We start from the raw sequence: 17,979 nt of genomic DNA, 5'->3' as shown, positions 1-17,979 counted from the left end.
GAGCAAGGAAAGAAAGGGGCGGGTCAGGAATGGGCCTGCTGTTTTCTGGTGGCGTAGTCCCGCTGCTGGTCCCCGTCCGTGGCCCCTACGGAGAAGTAGGAGCTTTCCGGGTGGGAGAATACCAGCGCACAGACGGCGGAAACGGGCTGCATCATCCATGTTTCCGTCAGGCTCATGCCCGCCTCTTCTCCGGCATGGAGCAGGCGGAACACGGTTTCCTTTTCCTGATGGTCCGGCTGGCTGGGGTAGCCGCAGGCCGGGCGCACTCCCGTTCCGGCGGGTATGCCCCACAGCACGCGCAGTTTTTCATGGGCGGCCCCGGCAAAGGCTTCCACCAGCCGGTCCGCCAGGGAACTGACCAGAAGGGCGCGGTAGGAATCATTCCTGGCTTCCCATTCCTGCGCCCATCGCCTGGCTCCGTGGATGCTGACGGCCATGGCCCCGATGTAGTCCTTCACCCCTTCCGGGGCAATGAAGTCCGCCAGGGCCAGACGCTTCCTTCCCTGGGCGTTCAATTGCTGCCGCTGGGTCAGCAGGGTGGCCTGCGGCATGGTTCTGGATTCATCCGTCCAGACGGTGATGTCGTCATGGTTGGGAGCGGAATTGGCCGGGAAGATGCCGATGACGCCGCGGGCCTGGTAGCGGTTTTCCTTGACGGCCTGTTCCAGCAGGTCGCGGGCGTCCTTGTACAGGGCCGCGGCAGCGTCCGCCTTGGCCGGGTCCTTGGTGCGGAATTCCTGCCGGGAGTCGCTCCAGACGCCGTGCAGTTCCCAGGCATGGAAGAAGGGTGTCCAGTCGATGCGGCCGACCAGTTCCTGAATGGTCACGTAATACCGGGGATCGTCGCTGCAGCAGCCGCAGCTGACTGGACTGTGCAGGCTGCCGATGGAAACGGGTCCCAGACGCCCCGGCACGGGCGGGGCATAGCCGCCGTCCGCGCCCCGCCAGCGCAGTTCCCGTGCTTCCTCCAGGGAGAGGAAGTCCTTCGAAGGCTTGTTTTCATGGCTGGTGCGCAGTTCCTCCTGCCGTTCCTTGACGGCGGAAATGTAGGAATCCTTCTTTTCTCCCACCAGGGCCGCGGCGGCGGGCACCACCTGGGAGGCGTCCACGGTATGGACCACGGGCCCCTCGTAATGGGGGGCGATCTTCAGCGCCGTGTGCAGGGCGGACGTGGTGGCGCCCCCCACCATCAGGGGAATGGTCATGCCGCGGCGCTGCATTTCCGCCGCCACGTGGGACATTTCCTCCAGGGAAGGGGTGATGAGGCCGGAAAGCATCACCAGGTCCGCATTTTCCTGCTCCGCGCGGTCCAGAATCGTGTCGCAATGGACCATCACGCCCAAGTCCACTACTTCAAAGCCGTTGCAGCCCAGAACCACTCCGACGATGTTCTTGCCGATGTCATGCACGTCCCCCTTCACGGTGGCGATCAGGGCCTTGCCCGTTTTGGAAGATCCTTTTTTGTCCGCCTCAATGTACGGGGTCAGCCATGCCACGGCCTGCTTCATCACACGGGCGCTCTTCACCACCTGGGGCAGGAACATCTTTCCGTCGCCGAACAGTTCCCCCACCACCTTCATGCCGTCCATCAGCGGGCCTTCAATCACTTTCAGGGGGGAACCCAGTTCCTTGAACGCCTCTTCCGTATCCGCGTCCACAAACTCGGTGATCCCCTTGACCAGGGCGTGTTCCAGCCTCCCGGTCACGGGTTGTTCCCGCCAGGCCAGCACGGGTTTCCTTTCCGCGCCCGCCTGCGCTTTTTCCGCGGCCAGCTTCTCCGCGTAATCTGTCAGGCGTTCCGTGGCGTCCGGCCTCCTGTTCAGCAGAACGTCTTCGATCAGCTCCAGCCTTTCCCCGGGAATGTTGTCGTACACCTCCAGCATGCCGGCGTTCACGATGCTCATGTCCAGCCCCTGCCGGGTGGCATGGTACAGGAAGGCGGAATGCATGGCCTCCCGTACCGGGTTGTTGCCCCGGAACGCAAAGGAGACGTTGGAAATGCCGCCGGAAATGTGGGTATGGGGCAGGTGGGTGGAAATCCAGCCCGCCGCCTTGAAGAAATCCAGGGCGTAGTTGGCGTGTTCCGGAATGCCCGTGCCGACGGTCAGCACGTTGGGGTCAAAGATGATGTCCTCCTCCGGGAACTGCACCCGGTTCACCAGCAGGTCATAGGCCCGCTGCGCGATGCGGATGCGGTCCTCGTAGTTGGCGGCCTGTCCTTCCTCGTCAAAGGCCATCACGACGACCGCCGCCCCATACCTCTTGATCAGGGCGGCCTTCCTGAGGAATTCCTCCTCCCCTTCCTTCAGGGAAATGGAGTTGACGATGCCCTTGCCCTGCATGCATTGCAGCCCGGCTTCCAGCACCTCCCATTTGGAGGAATCCACCATGAAGGGAACTTTGGCGATGTCCGGCTCCGCGGAAACCAGGTTCAGGAAACGGACCATGGCCTCCCGGCCTTCAATCAGACCGTCGTCAAAGCAGAAATCCAGCACCAGCGCGCCGTTTTCCACCTGCTGGCGCGCGATGGAAACCGCCTCCTCATAGTTCCCCTCCCGGATCAGGCGGGCGAATTTGGGGGAACCCGCCACGTTGCAGCGCTCCCCGACAAAAAGGGTGTTTTTTTCACGGGTATGGTTATAGGCCTCATACCCGGACAGGCGCAGGGCGGGGGATTGGGCGGCAGGAATGCGGGGGGGAAGCTCCTCCACGGCCCGGGCGATGGCGCCGATGTGTTCAGGAGTGGTGCCGCAGCAGCCGCCCACAATATTCAGGATGCCCAGGGAGGCATACTCCTTCATGAATGCCGCCATGTCTTCCGGAAGCTGGTCGTAGCCCGTGGGGCTGAGCGGGTTGGGAAGCCCCGCGTTGGCGTAAATGGAAACGTAGCAGTCCGCAAGCCCGGCGATTTCCTCGGCAAAGGGGCGCATCAAATCCGCACCCAGGGCGCAGTTGATGCCCACGGAGAAGGGCCGGACGTGGCGGATGGAATTCCAGAACGCCTCAATCGTCTGGCCGGACAGGGTGCGCCCCGCCTTGTCCGTCAGCGTTACGGACACCATCACCGGAACGGCGGCGTTCGGCTGTTCGTCGAACACCTCTTCCATGGCGAACAGGGCCGCCTTGGCGTTCAGCGTATCGAAAACCGTTTCCAGCAGAATCAGGTCCACCCCGCCTTTCAGCATGGCCAGCACCTGTTCCCGGTAGGCCTGCCTGAGCTGGTTGAAATTCACGGACCGGAAGCCCGGATCATTCACGTCAGGAGACAGGGAGCAGGTGACGGGCATGGGGCCGATGGACCCGGCCACGAAGCGGGGCCTGCCGTCGTGCGCCTCCGCCTCGTCGCAGGCCCGGCGGGCCAGGGAAACGGCAGCCAGGTTCATGTCCCGCACCAGGGACTTTAAAACGGGGGAATCCACCACTTGCTGGAAGTAGGACTGGTCCTTGCGCTTCCCCTCTTCCGGATGATGCCAGAAATAGTCGTGCTGCCCGATGCTGGTTGCGCCAAAGGAACAGGTTTCAATGATATCCGCACGGCCCGTATCCAGAAAGCGGCGGTGCACGTCCAGAATCACCTCCGGCCTGGTCAGCACGAGAAGGTCGTTGTTGTTCTTCAGGTCGTTGGGATACAATTCCGTATCCGCGAAGCGCTCTCCCCGGTAATCCTCCTCCTTCAGCTTGAACTTCTGGATATTGGTGCCCATGGCGCCGTCCAGGATCACAATCCTTTTGCGCAGTTGATCTTTGAGATAATCAAGACGTTTGAGTCGGGATGCTTTGGTCATAAGCGGGCGCGGAAAATCTACAGCCCGTACCCTCCGTGAACAAGGATAATTGACGTCACCCCTTTTCCGGGACGGGCGCGTATCGGGAAAATGCCCTTGCGGGTGAATTTCCCGGGGTAGAGGTACTGGAGAAAGGCATGTCCGGACTCGCCGTGCATCCCGAACCTCGCCAGGGGACGGAAAGCCGCCGCACTATCACTATAAAGTCCGGCGACGGAAAAGCGTGCATGAGCCGGTAGGCGGGCGGAAAGTGATCGGGAAAACGTATTCTTGTTTCAGCACGGGGATGCGGAAAGCCGGGAAAGGATTTTAACGTGATTCAGGACGTATAGCTTTGATTGTCTGCAAGTTTTTATTGGGAAGGATGACGTGCGGAAAAAGAGAAATGTTAATAGAATGTGTATAATATGTGAATAACTAATCACCGGGAATCTTGGAAAAGGCGCTGGAAACTTCGGGACGGGCGCACCGGAACCACACCGGAAAGAAGGAAAGGGGCAGGGAAGCTTTCCTCTCTAAATGAGTAAATGCGACTGCACCTACTCATCTCTTTTATCAGGAAAAATGGAGAATTCCTGCCATCTTCCGGCAGACGGAATGCATGGGACGCAGGAGAAACCGGGGACGGCCTCCGCCTGACGAAATCATTCGGCCAGACTCGGATTCAGATTCTGGGGTTGCGGCTTCTCCTCCGGCAACATGCCGGGAGGAAGGAACAGGGCGGACGCGGGAACCAGCACGGGCTGGGGAATGCCGGGGCCTGACCAGGCTACGGACATGTGGTCCGGGCCGCCGTCCTCCTTGTGAATCACCTGGAGAAAATAAAACTTGCCCGCTTCCAGGTGAACGGGTTCGGATGACTGGTTGGGCTGGTTGGTCCAGTTATGGCGGTCGGAATATCCCTTCACGGTGGCAATGCAGCTCATGTCCTTCTGGGTGGCGTCCTTGCCCAGCCACAGTTCGGCGGAATCGTCGGAAGACAGATAAAGGCGGTATTCTCCGGTAGCCGGGACGCGGAGCAGGGCGGAATAACGGGCTCCGTACTGGTCGCCCAGATTTTCTGCGTCCAGCCGGACGATCTTCCGGATGTCGGAAGAAGGCTTTTCAAAGACCTTCCGGTGCGTCAAATCCTTTACCGAACCTCCCGGAATGCCGAACCACAGCTCCTGAACCACGCCGGAGGGAAACTCCTCCGCGGGGGAGTCGGCGGCTGTTCCTGCCAGGGCTGTGCAGAAAAGAAGGCTCAGAACGGTAAGAAAAACATTCATGCAGTGTCGGGTGGAGGGGATGCTCTCTGCAACGACTACGGGCGGCATGGAAGCATTCTTTCAGAAACGGCGTCATTCTTTGGGGCTGGTGTCATCATTGCCGGTCTCCGTATCCTGTCCGGCGTCCCGGTGGCGGCGGGAACCGTTCCGCCAAACCATCCAGCCGATCAGGAAGGCAAGTACGCCCAGCCCGGCAACCCGGCGCGGTGTGGAAATGCCGGACTCTTCCGTCCCGGAGGGTTCCTTTTCCATCCCGCCCGGCTCCTGGGCCTGGAGGGAACCTGCAAGGAAAAAGGCCGCCAGCGCCGTGGCGGCAAGAGTGCGGTGGAGAGAAATAGGCCGTTTCATCTTTTGTGAAAGGTTAAAGCAGGCCGGAACCCCATTCAACCATATTTCCCCGGCTGTCCCGATTTTCCGCAAGTCCTGCGGCCTGCCGCCGCAGAAGGGCCGTCATTTCCGGGAAAAATGTGGACGCGAACGTTTTTTTTGCAGAAAAAACTTGCGGTGGCACCATGGTCATGCTAATTTCTCTCCGTCCTCTACAGGACACACCAAGACGAAAGTCAAAGGGGTATTAGCTCAGTTGGTAGAGCGCTTCAATGGCATTGAAGAGGTCAGCGGTTCGAACCCGCTATGCTCCACCAAATAAAGGCTTGCAAGAAAGAATCTTGCAAGCCTTTTCCATTGATGCGCTGTTCAGGATTGCTGTAAACGCCTTGTGGAAAAACAGCCCTTCAGCCGGGCGACAGATGAATCAACGCTTACACGTGTGGAGAGAGAGAATTTGAAGAGAAAATCAGGATTGAACCCTCCGTATTCTACCAGCACCCGGAGGCGGTAATTCTCAAAATTACGATACCCGCAGGCCCTCCCTTGGACGAACTTCATCTTCCGGTGAATCCTTCCGTGATTGCCTCGTTCTTCCTGTACCTCCACATACGGATGAGCGGGGCAAACCACTTCCTGATGGTCACCGCTATTTTGTCAAGTTCCATCGGAGCCTCATGGAGCGGCATTCTCACCATTTCCTTGAGTTGGCCGATGTCGCTTCTGTATTGTTTAACCGTCTGTAATAAGTTGCCCAACTTCTCCCTGAACTCATGGCATACCCAGATGGCCGGGTTGATCTTAAAGGAGCGAATCCAGGTTTTGCTTTCCCGGACCATCAGCTTGCAGCCCCTCTTTCTCAAGGAGGGGTGATGAAACTGCTCGTGGATGATGCGTTTCCTCGTGCTTGACGGACACCGAAGTCCTTGTCCATGATTTTGTTGTCAACGTTTTTGATGTTATTCCCGGGTACTGGAGCGGCGATGCGATTTACTGGGAAGCTTTTCAGGGAACAGGCTGGCGATGGGTTTTCTGAAGAGCTGGGCGGCACTGTTGGCGTCTGAATAGTCTGGTGTTGATGATGGCTTTTTTGGCAGATCATTCACCGATTTTGACGTTGAGCCAAATGACCGGTTGTGCCTCTATTTGCAGGTAGCAATGTTTTCCTGGTTAATTTTGCGAGGCTCCCATTTCAGGCAATCGCAAGCATGCTTCATAAAAGATTGGCCTGTTGAGTGGGAACCGTTTTCTTTCTCTGGAGATGATGGGGAATGAGAGTTGTATTTGAGATGGTATTTTGGAAGAGTTGGTCCCTGGAAGCTGTTTCTCCAGCCCTACATAGCTTCCATTGTGATATATGCGGGACCGTTTATGGAATTGACCCCGGTAGCATGTTGCCCTACGATTTTCTATAATTCAGAGGTGCTTTGGAAATGCCGTTTCCAGGTGCTCCGGATTTCCAATATCAACCCTCTATGATGAAAAAGAATATTTTCCCTGCATGGGGAATGGCCTGTCTGGTGCTGCCGTTGTTCTCTCACTTGGCGGCGGCGGCCGTTGATTCCTGTGGTAATATGAACATCGTCAAGTATCTGATGGAGGAATGCAATTGTGGTCCCACAAGATGCGTTCCAAGCTGGAAGCAAAGTAGAAACCATTGTTTGCCAAGATGATCAGCAAATTGGGAAAGATAGTCCGGGACCTTTGGTGCAGGAAGAAAAAGATCCTGATTTTGGCGCTGAAGACAGGATTGGCGGCGGTGATTGCCGTGGGCATGCTGGTAGCCGTCTCTGAATGGTATGCGGATTTCTCTTCCCGAGACCGGCTGTTTGACCATCCCCGTGATGTCCCTGTCAGGGCCGCAGCCCTGGTGCTGGGGTGTTCCCCTACCTTCATGGGCGGTCCCAACGGCTATTTTGACAACAGGATGGACACGGCCGCGGAACTTTGGAGGGAGGGAAAGGTTACTGTGTTTGTCGTATCCGGAGACAATTCCTCCCACGCCTATAATGAACCGGAAGCAATGAAACAGGCCTTGGTGGAGCGGGGAGTTCCGGAAGACCGGATTGTCTGCGATTTTGCCGGATTGAGGACTCTGGATTCCGTGGTGCGGATGAAGGAGGTGTTCGGAGTCTCTCAAATGATCGTCGTTTCCCAGACCTTTCATAACAGACGCGCCCTGGCGATTGCCCGGTACAACGGGATGGACGCCTATGCCGTGAATGCTCCGGACGTGCCCAATCGTCGTTCCCGGGTTAAAAGCTGGATCAGGGAACGCGGCGCCCGCGTGTGGATGATGATGGATTTGTGGCTGTGGGGCAGGGAACCCCGGTTTTTGGGAGATCCGGTCGCACTGCCGGAAGAGGATGGGGGAACAATCCAAACGCCCCATAACTCTTGAAATGTCATGAGGCGTTTTTTCGGGCGGTCCGTCAGACCGGCAGGAATGAACGGACCTTCTTCCAGCAGGAATGATGTTTAATCAATAATCCCGGTTACGCGGACCAGTCTGCGGCAGACGCATGGAATGGTCCAGCGTTCCTGTGTGAACAATCCGTCATGTGTATGAAAAGGAATATAAAGATTGGCAGCATCTGCGGGCAATGCTAGCGTGGGCCACATGAACGGAGAAGATGATCTGGTCCGGGAAGCGCTGCCTCCGCGCTGGCTGGAGTGGGCCGTGGAAATCCAGTTTCTGGCCCAGGCGGGAATCACTTACGCCAAAGACCCTTATGATTTGGAGCGTTTCGAGCGACTGAGGGATATTGCCGCTGAAATCATGAGTGCCAAGTCCGGGGTGGATATGAATACGGTCCGCGGCCTGTTTTGCAATGAAACGGGATTTCAAACGCCCAAGATGGATACGCGGGCGGCCATTTTCAGGGACGGCAACATTCTTCTGGTCAGGGAAACGGAGTCCGGCCTGTGGTCTCTGCCGGGCGGCTGGGTGGATGTGAACCAGACCGTACGGGAAAATACGGCCAAGGAAGTGTGGGAGGAAGCCGGCCTGAAAGTGGAACCCGTCCGGTTGATAGCGCTTCATGACCGCAACAGGCATAATCCTCCCCCCTATGCCTACGGAGTCTGCAAAATCTTCGTTCTCTGTGAAGAACGGGGTGGAAGCTTCCGCCCTAATGTGGAAACGTCTGAAAGCGGATGGTTCGGCAGGGAGGAACTGCCTCCCATGGTTCTGGAGAAAAATACGCCTGAACAGGTGCGGCTATGTTTTGACGCCGCGTCGGATCCACTCTGGAATCCCGTTTTTGATTAAAAGAGAAACGGCGGAGTAGTAACGAACGGAAAATCCCGCTCAGGCCGCGGAGTGTGAACCTGCGTTGATTTTTTCGGCATGGAACGCCGGGCCGCCCTAATTTGTGTAGAGGAGAGTGCCATGTCCTTCATTGCGAGTTTCACCATGGCAAAAATTTGGGGGACGGCAGGCTTCCACAGCATGATCTCCTTCAAGGCCTTTCAATGCTGTTTTTAAACAGATGAGGAACACTGCTTTATTTTCCTGAGGGCGCGGTATTCCTTTTGAACGTGATGCGTTGGATGCAGGTGTTGCGGGAAAGTATGAGAATTATAATAAAGCGTTCATTTCTATTGTTTTTTATTCTGTAAATTGAAAGTTATTCAGTTATGGATAAGGATGGATCTGAACCTTTTCATAAATAAATGAAGATAAATATGGATAAAATTATTACCATCAACGGTGTTTTTATGGCGACTCAGAATGATTTTACCGAGCACGTCGAAAATACGAACATTCATATCATGGAAGAAGAACGTACGGCATGGAATGCTAAAGCTGATGCCCGGGAACTGGACTCCAAACTGGATGCTGATGTTTTCACTGCTCATGAATCCAATAATGTAAAGCATGTTTCAGCAAAAGAGAGAGAAAGATGGAACAGGGCGCCGGAAAGCGACGGAGCCGGGAATATGATTCTAGCGGGTAGTCTGACCGCCGCGGGTGGTATGTTTACGGAACCCGTCAATGCCGTGGGAGGAGTGAATATTCCTGTCAGTCCTGTGGCCGATACGGATGCGGCCCGCAAACTGGATTTGTCCCGTCCCCTGTTTTTGCCGGATGGCAACAATAAGGGTACGTTGGGCTGGAATCTGTTTGTCCGGAACGGACGTCCGACAACCTATTTCGGGCATTTGGTGAACCTGGATGACCCTGTATTGATTCTGCAGAACTGTGTTCAGCAGGGAGACAATTTTTCAGGACACCTGCGGGGAGAGTATACTTACACTCTGGATTTGTGCGGTTACAGAATTGATGATGCCAATGGTTCCAGCCGCAATACGAGACCCCAGGGAGTGCATTGCCAGTGGGGAAGGCTATATAACGCAAATCCTGTATCTCCCACGGCCAGACCGGCCAACAGGTATGATACCGCTCTTGCGATAGCTGATGGCTGGAGGGATTATACAGGCGGAAGCCCGATGGTGTGGCCGATTTCCACTGGCGGAGACGGCAAGCAGAGATTCGGATTTGTGGCCGGATTCCGGAATAACCTGCTCAACGGGCGCAATCTGGATTATTTATTTGCTGTTCTGCCTTCGGACTGGGTAAGGCTTGTTCTGTATTCGCCCGGTTATGTAGATAATCAAGGCGATCTGGTTAACAAGCAGTGGCATAATAATATCTATTTATTTGCCCAGGACTGCCGGGGTGAGAGTTATTATATTGGTTATTCCATTAATGCCGGCTGGTCGGATTACGCGCTTGCCATGAGCAACCACGGGAGAGACGGCGTGTTGAAAATGGCCATATACTCGGGAGACGTCTACGGATTGAGGAATCGGTCCGTTTGCATCCATGCGGGATCAGATATTAGGACGACGGGACGTTATCCCATCAGTCAGAGCCTGTTCAAGCCGGATCGTACGGCACAAGTACTGTCCGTGTCCATTTCTTTAAAAGATACTTCCTATGAGGTAGTGGACAAACCGGAGTGGATTACCGTATCTGCCCAGGATGGCGGTACTTTGAAATTGGCCTTGACAGCTAATGATACAGGCGCTGAACGCCTTGGCTTGATTGATCTCAGGATGAGCAATGGAGTAACCTATTCCATTGTAGTTTACCAACAGGCCTGAAAGATGAGGAACGCCCATACGGATAGGATATTTTCCGTATTCATGATTAAAAGGCGGCAATGATATTACAGTCCATCCCGGACGTAGAAAACACGTTCGGGATGGACTTTTCTGTTCCTGGATGAAAGAAGGGCATGCCCGGACGTTCCAGAGGGGTGATCGTGAAGCAGAAGATTTGAAAGCTTGTGATGAAGTGCCGCTTCAGCAGTAAATGGAAAACGCTTCAAATCAATATATGGCCGGTACAAATCATGGCCGTGTCATTCGTTGATGAAGGAGCGGAAATGATGGAAAAGAGTGCGCTTGACGAGAAACAGCTGTTGCTGTCAGGAGAAGTTGAGATGCCCGACACATTATCTTATTTTTCATCAGATTGTTGTCCACTCCGGAATATTTCCCTGTTCATGAAAAACCGTATTCCGCTTCCCCTGGTTTTCTGTTTTTGCATTAGCGGCCTTTTTCAAGCGGTTGAAGCGGATATGCCTGGAAAGAACATGGAATTGTACCAAAGCTGGAGATGTCCCGCTTCTCCGGCTTTTCTCTTTGCCTGCAAGAATAAATATTAATCATGCATAACTATATTAAAATAAATATATTATATATAAATTGATTTTTTCTATTTTCGAATATGATTTCTTGTCGTTCTCAGCAGCCTTTCCCTTCTTTTCTTGATTTGAAACTGTGAATTTCATGAAAACGCCGGATTTGGTTTTATCAGTATATAGTAATTTGATTATTAATGTTTTTGATTAATCTGATTTTCACAGGCGGTCCGGCAATCAAATGTCAGAAAGAAGTCCTGAAAACCAGTAAACTTTAATTTTCTTATTCTACAGAGAAAGACAAAAAAAGTACTCCCTGCTGAACGGAGATTATTCATATAAAGTATTTTTTGCAAAGAGATTGCAAAATCTGCGCGGATTTCAAATTCGCAGGCAATACAAATTATATAATTTTTACTCCAGTTCAGCTACTTGTACTTGATATAGAAAAATTTGGATGAGTAAAATTTGCAGAAGGCAGTATGATGAAGAATATATAAAATATTTATAATAAAATATTTTTTGTGAATTTTTAAGCTGTCATGTAAAGGACGAATTTGAAATCCGGTAATCTAGGCCCAGAAATTGGTTTGCCTATGTATAAGTTTTTTGGAAAACGCGTATTGGATGTAGTTATTTCATTATGTGCATTTATACTTATTTTTCCTGTTCTGGCGATTATTTCCATAATGCTTGTGATTAATACAGGAAGGTCTCCGTTTTTTTTACAAGTGCGTGTAGGATATCGTGGAAAATTATTCAGGATTTTTAAATTCAAAACAATGACAGATGCCCGCAATTCGGAAGGGCACTTGCTTCCGGATGATCGGAGGTCTTTTCCGTTGGGGACTTTTTTACGTCACTATTCCCTGGATGAACTGCCCCAGTTGATCAATATCATCAAGGGTGACATGTCCCTTGTAGGTCCCCGGCCATGGATTCCGGAGCAGTTGGCTGTTTTCCCCGAACGCTACCGCACGGAACGCTGCTCCGTCCGCCCCGGATTGACCGGAATGGCCCAAGTGTACGGGAGAAACGGTATTCCGTTCTACAGGCGGTTGTGCTGCGACCTTGTTTATACCCGGAATGTATTTCTGTTCACGGATATCAGGATCGTTTTCCAAACCATTGTCCGGATCATAACCCGCAAGGATGTCCAGCAGTGCAGGGACGCTTTCCGGAATACCACGGGCAGTATTCTGATCAAAAACGATCTTTCCGTGCCGGTGGTGTTTCCGTTCGGGCAGGAGGAGTCCTGACTTGTTCTTATCCAGTTGTATGAAATCACACACCATCATACCTACCTAGCGACCATGAATATTCGCACACTTTTTTCTTCCGGAATTTTCCGGCTGACTTCTCTGGCTGTCTGTATCCTGCTGCTGGCCTCCTGAAAAAAATAAGTTGCCTTTCCTCCCCCCCGCGCGTGGGCGGCAATAGCGTGGATGAACCATGGCGGCGCCATCTCCACGGAAATCCCGCACACCCTGCCTTGCTGGATTCCCGGTATTCTGGGACTGGGCTCCCTGTGTGTTCTGCTGACGGAAAATACGTTCTTTCGTAAAATCGCTCAGGCATGCGCTCCCCTCTTCTTCTTCATTTATGCCATTCATTGCCTGATCCTGCCCTACTTGATGCCGCTCCTGTTAAAAATCCTTCCTGGGGGAATCCCTTCTGCCATGGTTGCGACGGTTCTGATATTTGCAGGAGCATTCTTTCTTCATCAATGGGTGGTCCGGCATTACCCCGGCTGGGAATACCTGATCTTTGCCCAAAAGCGGAAAAATCCGGCGGTCACGGGAAGGAAAAGGAGAAATTTGCCGCCGGCACCCTCCGCTCCGCCTCCATTAATGAATTCCGTCTTTAGTGGGATTCTATTTTTTCTGTGCCTTCTGATCGGGAAAATGGGAACCTGCATGCTTGAGAGACATCATCTTTTCAGATGAGCCTGAGCCTCTGCTGATGCTCCTTTTCCAATTTCTCCTCCACCGCTCTCAATATCCATTCTTCTACGGACAAAGCCTTTCTTGGCGGCCATATTTCTGGGCAACAACGGTTTCATCCAGTCCCGACGTTTCACGCAGGATGATATTTTTCAGGAACGGGTAGAAACTTTCAACGAAGTGGGCAACACGCGTTGCCGTCTTATTCGATGAACGGAAAGATGGGGGCGGCTGGACCAAGCCATCAGCTCACCTGTAGAGGGAGGGAAATCATTCCTGGAATCCAGGGATGCGATTGCTGACCGTGGAAGCAGCACCGTCCGGAAGGGCGCGGGTTTTTCACCAGCCAGAATTTTTGGAGTTCACGATGGTGGACGGGATGGCAGTGGCGTTTTTCAACCGCTTCACGACAAGCAATAACAAAGAATAACAAGCATGAATAAAATTACTTCTATCAATGGAATTCTCCTGACTCCTCTGGATGAATGGAGTGAGCATGTGGAGAATGAAATAGCACATGTTACAGAGGAAGAGCGCAGTACGTGGAACGCGAAGGTGGATGCTTCCGCTCTTTCTGCAAAAGCAGACGCGTCTTCCTTTAATGCACACAAAGAAGATGCAGCAGCCCACATAACGGCTAAAGAACGTGAAACGTGGAACGGCAAGCAGGACAAACTGACAGATGAAGCGGGCAACATGACGCTGGATGGCGATTTGTCGGTGGCCAGTACCATCAACGCCAACGGAGGCATTAATATTCCGCTGGCCGCATCACCTAATACTCCGGCAAGTGCCGTCAACCGCCTGTGCTCGCTGGGGATGGCCGCTGTGACTGATGCGTTTTCCACGCAGAGCTTTCTTTCTGCGTTCACGCTTTACGGCAATTCCGTTGCCGTTGAACAGACGGTGCCGGGGTGGTGTTGGATGCTGCGAAAAACGGCCGCTGCGAATGGTACAATTCAAGTCAATTTGATAAGTCCTTTCCTGGGAGTGTGTAATTATTCCGGTTGGCGGGGATTTGTGTTGCCCATTGCTTTGGGCAATAACGGCAGCAGGAATGCCCGCAAATTGACCTTTTTTGTCGGTACTACGGACAATCTGACAAAAAAGACGGCAGAGGATCTGGATATGTTTACTTTGTCTCCGGCGGCTGGGAATACCGGTACTTTTGTGCGTTTCATCGACGTGACGTTTTACCAGATCAATGACAGCACCACTACTCCTGCGGGTTATCCTGTCCGGGTGCGTGAGTTGCTGTACAATAAGTCAGAGGCGAAGTGGGTCGTGTATGAAACAAATTCGGTCATCCCGTCTTTCAATACCGCTCCGTCCTGTAATATGTTTTTGGCTTACCAGCAAGCAGATACATCATTGTCCATTCCTGCGGGGCTGTGGATAGGCAGTAATGGCTATGATGCGCGAAGGTTGTTGAGAATTGCCGATTTGCATGCCGTGACAGATTCATTTAACTGGATGGGCGTTAACTCTCTGTATTGGGATTGTGAGGGTTACAATTCGCATAGTTATGTCGGAGCCATGCACCAGATGACGGCTCCGGGATACAATCAGCAAAACGGAGCTTATCATGCCTTTACGTCGTTGGAAACCCGCTTAATTCAGTCAACTTCCACTTATGATTTTACGCCTTATGAATAGTTCAGAGATACAGATTCAGTTTCCACGGCCCGGCGAATAGGAGCAATTCACCCTGGCGGCCATCTATTGAGGATGCGCACGGCTACATGCTTGCCTACCTCTACATGGCGGCGGAGATACCAGCTAATAACGCCCCAGTTCAGGAAACAGCCCACTGAAGTCCTCTCCCGCCCATCACAGGGGAGGGAGGGCTTCTTCATGTCTGCAAGACACACCTCCGACTGCAAGACATTGTTTCCAAAACGAATTTCAATGTCTTGCAGTTTGTCTTGCAGTTTTATAAAAACAAAAACCGCAAGCGTTATTTTTCAAACGCTTGCGGTTGTTTTGAAATGGTGGAGGCGACGGGAGTCGAACCCGTGTCCTGAAGGCCGTTGATACCGGCATCTCCATGTTCAGACGCATGTTGCTGCTTTCACGGCTGCTTCGTCATGCGCCAACTAGGCAGGCTCGCTAGTTGCCTGTGGAAGTCTCGTGCGTTGCGCGGCAACCCCGCATTGCACCAGCCTGCTAAATCTTCGTCGTTCCCTCTAGCAGGCGTTGAGGTTCTGACGCGGCTGAACTAATTAGGCAGCCAGAGCAAGGTCGTTAGACTCTGCATTTATTTTTCTAATCGGCTTTTTAGAAGGCCAGCCGATTAACCTTCACATGCAGCCAGCACCGCAGACTTCCAGTCGAAACCATGGCGCCCCCATATGTATTACCGGTATAGACAAAAAATCCTGCCGTAATGTTCAGGCAGGAATCATGCTTTACCGGATGTGATGCAAGTGGCACGCCCGTAGGGATTCGAACCCCAAACCTTCTGATCCGTAGTCAGACGCTCTATCCAATTGAGCTACGGGCGCTTTGACTTGCGTCGTGTACCGCATAAGCGGTGAAGAAAATATAGATTTTTCTTCGGGAAAGTCAAGATGTTTGTGATGTAATTTGATAAAATAATCAGCATTTTCTTTTTCCGATGGACGGAATCTTCTCGTACCGAGCGGCTGGCATTCCGTCCTGATCATGGGGAAAGGCGTTGCGCGGCAGCGTGTCCTGTGGCACACTATGTGGAGAAGATGAGTGGGTTCAAGCTGATCAGATCGCCCATGGAGGCATTGAAGGAACACTTCGGGTTTTCCGGGCTGAGGGAAGGGCAGGACCGCGTGGTGGCTGCCATCATGGAGGGCCGCAACGTTCTGGTGGTAATGCCTACCGGGGGCGGCAAGTCCCTGTGCTACCAACTTCCCGCTTTGTGCCGGGAAGGCGTGTGCCTGGTGGTTAGTCCGCTGATTGCCCTGATGAAGGACCAGGTGGATGCCCTTGTTGTCAAAGGCATTCCCGCGACCATGATCAACAGTTCCCTGAGTTTTCCGGAGCAGAAGGAACGCCTGTCCGGCATGAAGGAAGGAAGCTACAAGCTGGTGTACGTAGCTCCGGAACGCTTTGGCCACGAGGGATTCATGAGAGCCCTGGCGGGAGTGGACGTGAACATGGTTGCCGTGGATGAGGCTCATTGCCTGAGCCAGTGGGGGCATGATTTCCGTCCGGATTATTTGAAGCTTGGCCGCGCTATTGAGGCCATGGGGCGTCCACAGGTTGCAGCCCTGACGGCCACGGCTACGCCCAGAGTGCGGGACGATATTCTGGAGCATCTGCATCTGGATGATCCTGTAACCATTGTACGCGGTTTTGCCAGGGAGAATCTGCATTTCCGGATTACTGCGTGCGATACGCACAAGGAGAAGTACAAGAGGCTGTACGATCTTGTAAAACGCAACAAGACGGGCATTATTTATTGTTCCACCCGCAAGAAGGTGGAACAGGTGTACGAGGCGCTTTCCGATCTGGGCCTGAGCGTCACGGCTTACCATGCCGGCATGACGGACGCCCAGCGGGAGGAGGCCCAGAACGCCTTCATGAACCGTCAGGCGGACATTGTCATTGCCACGAATGCCTTCGGCATGGGGATCGACCGTGCGGATGTCAGGTTTGTGGCCCATTTTGAGATTCCCGGCAGTGTGGAAGCTTTTTACCAGGAAGCCGGGCGCGCCGGGCGAGACGGACAGGACGCATATTGCGAGCTTTTATTCAACCATGCTGATTTGAGGACGCAGGAGTTTTTCATTGAGGGAGTCAATCCCGGTGTGCCTCTTATTGTGGAGCTGTATGAATTGCTGCGGAAGCATTGCGGCGCGGAATCCCACGACGTGTCCTGGACTTTGGAGGAAATGGCGGAACGCCTCAAATGCCGGAATGCCATGCAGGTGGGAGCGGCCCTGTCCGTCCTGATGCGCAACGGAGCGATCAGCCGCCATGATGTTCCGGGACAGCGGGTGAAGCTGACCAGGGTGGCGGATCCGTCCATGAGCGGCTTGAAAATTCCTCTGGATGAACGGGCCATCCGGGAGAAGGAGGTGCGCGACCGCGAGAAGCTGAAGGCCATGACGGAGTTTGCCTATTCGTCCGGATGCCGCCAACAGTGGATTCTGAATTACTTCGGCGAGGAAGGGGCCGTTCCGTGCGGCCGCTGTGACCAGTGCATGGCGCTGGGTGTGGAGGAAGGCCAGGTGATAGGGGAGGAGGAAACCAGAATTGTGCGGCAGGCATTAAGCGGCATCGCACGCGCTTCCGTCCGCTTGGCGGACGGTTCCTGGCAGGGCCGCTGGGGCAGAACGAAAGTCATCCAGATGCTCAAGGGGTCCAAGTCCCAGGATTTATTGAAGACATCTCTGGTCCGGTTGAGTACGTACGGCATTCTTTCATCCTGGAGTGAGGACGATATACGCCAATTGTTCCGTGCCATGCAGATGGCGGGCCTCACTAAAATGAGCGGGGAAGCGGACCGTCCCCTGATTGCCCTGAGCCCGAAGGGGAACGAGGTAATGATGGGCAGGCAGGCGGTTTCCATGATCTGGCCTTTCGCCCGCAAAAGTGCGGTCCCGGACCGCCGGGGGCAGACCAGAGTCCGTGCCACCGGGGATTTGGCTGCCCTGGGAGAGTTTGACGAAGATTTATTCATGAAATTGAAAGAACTGCGGAATGAGCTGGCCCGGGAAGCAGGGGTGCCCGCTTATGCGGTTTTCCACAATTCCACGCTGGAAGCCATGGCCCGGCTGAAACCGACTACGCGCCGGGGGGCCATGAACATACACGGCATCGGGGAGCGGAAGGCCGCACGTTATCTGGATGATTTTCTGGAGATGATCGCCGAACATTGCGGCGTGTAGGAGGCCGGTCTTTCCGTCTTGCGCTCTCCTCCCGATCTCTCAGAAAAGGAAATACTTCCATTTTCATCCATTGTATAGCAACTGAATGTTACAACGGAGTTACATTTGCCTGCGGAGGGTGGTTGAAGGTTGATTTT

Annotated in this window: 11 protein-coding genes, 2 tRNA genes and 1 other RNA gene; 8 read left to right on the top strand and 6 right to left on the bottom strand. The window is 53.6% G+C overall.

The window, feature by feature from the left end:
- Positions 1 to 23 precede the first annotated feature (23 nt).
- The 3 genes from metH to V3C20_RS12045 all read right to left on the bottom strand — a co-directional run bounded on the left by metH (position 24) and on the right by V3C20_RS12045 (position 5,401).
- Entirely contained in the window at positions 24 to 3,785 is a 3,762-nt protein-coding gene (gene metH, locus V3C20_RS12055) for a methionine synthase (RefSeq protein ID WP_130082708.1), read from the bottom strand.
- A gap of 644 nt (positions 3,786 to 4,429) precedes the next feature.
- Entirely contained in the window at positions 4,430 to 5,053 is a 624-nt protein-coding gene (locus tag V3C20_RS12050) for a PA14 domain-containing protein (protein WP_161981264.1), read from the bottom strand.
- A 72-nt stretch (positions 5,054 to 5,125) separates the two neighbouring features.
- Positions 5,126 to 5,401, bottom strand: a complete 276-nt coding sequence (locus tag V3C20_RS12045; RefSeq protein ID WP_130082710.1) for a hypothetical protein — start codon at positions 5,399 to 5,401, stop codon at positions 5,126 to 5,128.
- A 220-nt stretch (positions 5,402 to 5,621) separates the two neighbouring features.
- Here V3C20_RS12045 and V3C20_RS12040 point away from each other — a divergent pair.
- A tRNA-Ala gene (locus V3C20_RS12040) sits at positions 5,622 to 5,697 on the top strand.
- Positions 5,698 to 5,937: 240 nt separating this feature from the next.
- Here the strand turns inward: V3C20_RS12040 and V3C20_RS12035 are convergent.
- Positions 5,938 to 6,243, bottom strand: coding sequence for a transposase (locus V3C20_RS12035; RefSeq protein WP_149874315.1), 306 nt, complete (start codon positions 6,241 to 6,243; stop codon positions 5,938 to 5,940).
- An 806-nt stretch (positions 6,244 to 7,049) separates the two neighbouring features.
- On the opposite strand from V3C20_RS12035, the gene V3C20_RS12030 reads away from it, so the two are divergent.
- From V3C20_RS12030 to V3C20_RS12005, 6 genes are all read left to right on the top strand, one after another.
- On the top strand, positions 7,050 to 7,781 hold the full coding sequence (locus V3C20_RS12030) for an ElyC/SanA/YdcF family protein (protein WP_130082712.1): 732 nt from the start codon (positions 7,050 to 7,052) through the stop codon (positions 7,779 to 7,781).
- A gap of 219 nt (positions 7,782 to 8,000) precedes the next feature.
- A complete protein-coding gene (locus V3C20_RS12025; protein ID WP_130082713.1) occupies positions 8,001 to 8,651 on the top strand; it encodes an NUDIX hydrolase in 651 nt (216 codons plus the stop codon).
- A 416-nt stretch (positions 8,652 to 9,067) separates the two neighbouring features.
- On the top strand, positions 9,068 to 10,489 hold the full coding sequence (locus tag V3C20_RS12020; protein WP_130082714.1) for a BACON domain-containing protein: 1,422 nt from the start codon (positions 9,068 to 9,070) through the stop codon (positions 10,487 to 10,489).
- A gap of 185 nt (positions 10,490 to 10,674) precedes the next feature.
- On the top strand, positions 10,675 to 11,055 hold the full coding sequence (locus tag V3C20_RS12015) for a hypothetical protein (protein WP_130082715.1): 381 nt from the start codon (positions 10,675 to 10,677) through the stop codon (positions 11,053 to 11,055).
- A gap of 572 nt (positions 11,056 to 11,627) precedes the next feature.
- Entirely contained in the window at positions 11,628 to 12,290 is a 663-nt protein-coding gene (locus tag V3C20_RS12010) for a sugar transferase (protein WP_238623756.1), read from the top strand.
- A 1,119-nt stretch (positions 12,291 to 13,409) separates the two neighbouring features.
- The gene (locus V3C20_RS12005) at positions 13,410 to 14,630 is read left to right on the top strand and encodes a hypothetical protein (protein WP_130082717.1); all 1,221 of its coding nucleotides are present in this window, start codon (positions 13,410 to 13,412) and stop codon (positions 14,628 to 14,630) included.
- Positions 14,631 to 14,963: 333 nt separating this feature from the next.
- Here V3C20_RS12005 and ssrA read toward each other — a convergent pair.
- Positions 14,964 to 15,323: a transfer-messenger RNA gene (ssrA, locus tag V3C20_RS12000) on the bottom strand.
- A 78-nt stretch (positions 15,324 to 15,401) separates the two neighbouring features.
- Positions 15,402 to 15,478, bottom strand: a tRNA-Arg gene (locus V3C20_RS11995).
- 213 nt (positions 15,479 to 15,691) lie between these two features.
- Between V3C20_RS11995 and V3C20_RS11990 the strand changes: the two genes are divergently transcribed.
- Positions 15,692 to 17,842, top strand: coding sequence for an ATP-dependent DNA helicase RecQ (locus tag V3C20_RS11990; protein ID WP_130082718.1), 2,151 nt, complete (start codon positions 15,692 to 15,694; stop codon positions 17,840 to 17,842).
- Positions 17,843 to 17,979: the final 137 nt, after the last annotated feature.

Source organism: Akkermansia sp. RCC_12PD, from assembly GCF_036417355.1.
Taxonomy (GTDB): domain Bacteria; phylum Verrucomicrobiota; class Verrucomicrobiia; order Verrucomicrobiales; family Akkermansiaceae; genus Akkermansia.
This window is presented reverse-complemented; position numbering and strand designations above follow the sequence as displayed.

Bases quoted from the DNA above. Each gene is read 5' to 3' on its own strand.
- metH (WP_130082708.1), bottom strand. From the start codon at position 3,785: ATGACCAAAGCATCCCGACTCAAACGTCTTGATTATCTCAAAGATCAA.
- V3C20_RS12050 (WP_161981264.1), bottom strand. From the start codon at position 5,053: ATGAATGTTTTTCTTACCGTTCTGAGCCTTCTTTTCTGCACAGCCCTG.
- V3C20_RS12045 (WP_130082710.1), bottom strand. From the start codon at position 5,401: ATGAAACGGCCTATTTCTCTCCACCGCACTCTTGCCGCCACGGCGCTG.
- V3C20_RS12030 (WP_130082712.1), top strand. From the start codon at position 7,050: ATGATCAGCAAATTGGGAAAGATAGTCCGGGACCTTTGGTGCAGGAAG.
- V3C20_RS12025 (WP_130082713.1), top strand. From the start codon at position 8,001: ATGAACGGAGAAGATGATCTGGTCCGGGAAGCGCTGCCTCCGCGCTGG.
- V3C20_RS12020 (WP_130082714.1), top strand. From the start codon at position 9,068: ATGGATAAAATTATTACCATCAACGGTGTTTTTATGGCGACTCAGAAT.
- V3C20_RS12010 (WP_238623756.1), top strand. From the start codon at position 11,628: ATGTATAAGTTTTTTGGAAAACGCGTATTGGATGTAGTTATTTCATTA.
- V3C20_RS12005 (WP_130082717.1), top strand. From the start codon at position 13,410: ATGAATAAAATTACTTCTATCAATGGAATTCTCCTGACTCCTCTGGAT.
- V3C20_RS11990 (WP_130082718.1), top strand. From the start codon at position 15,692: ATGAGTGGGTTCAAGCTGATCAGATCGCCCATGGAGGCATTGAAGGAA.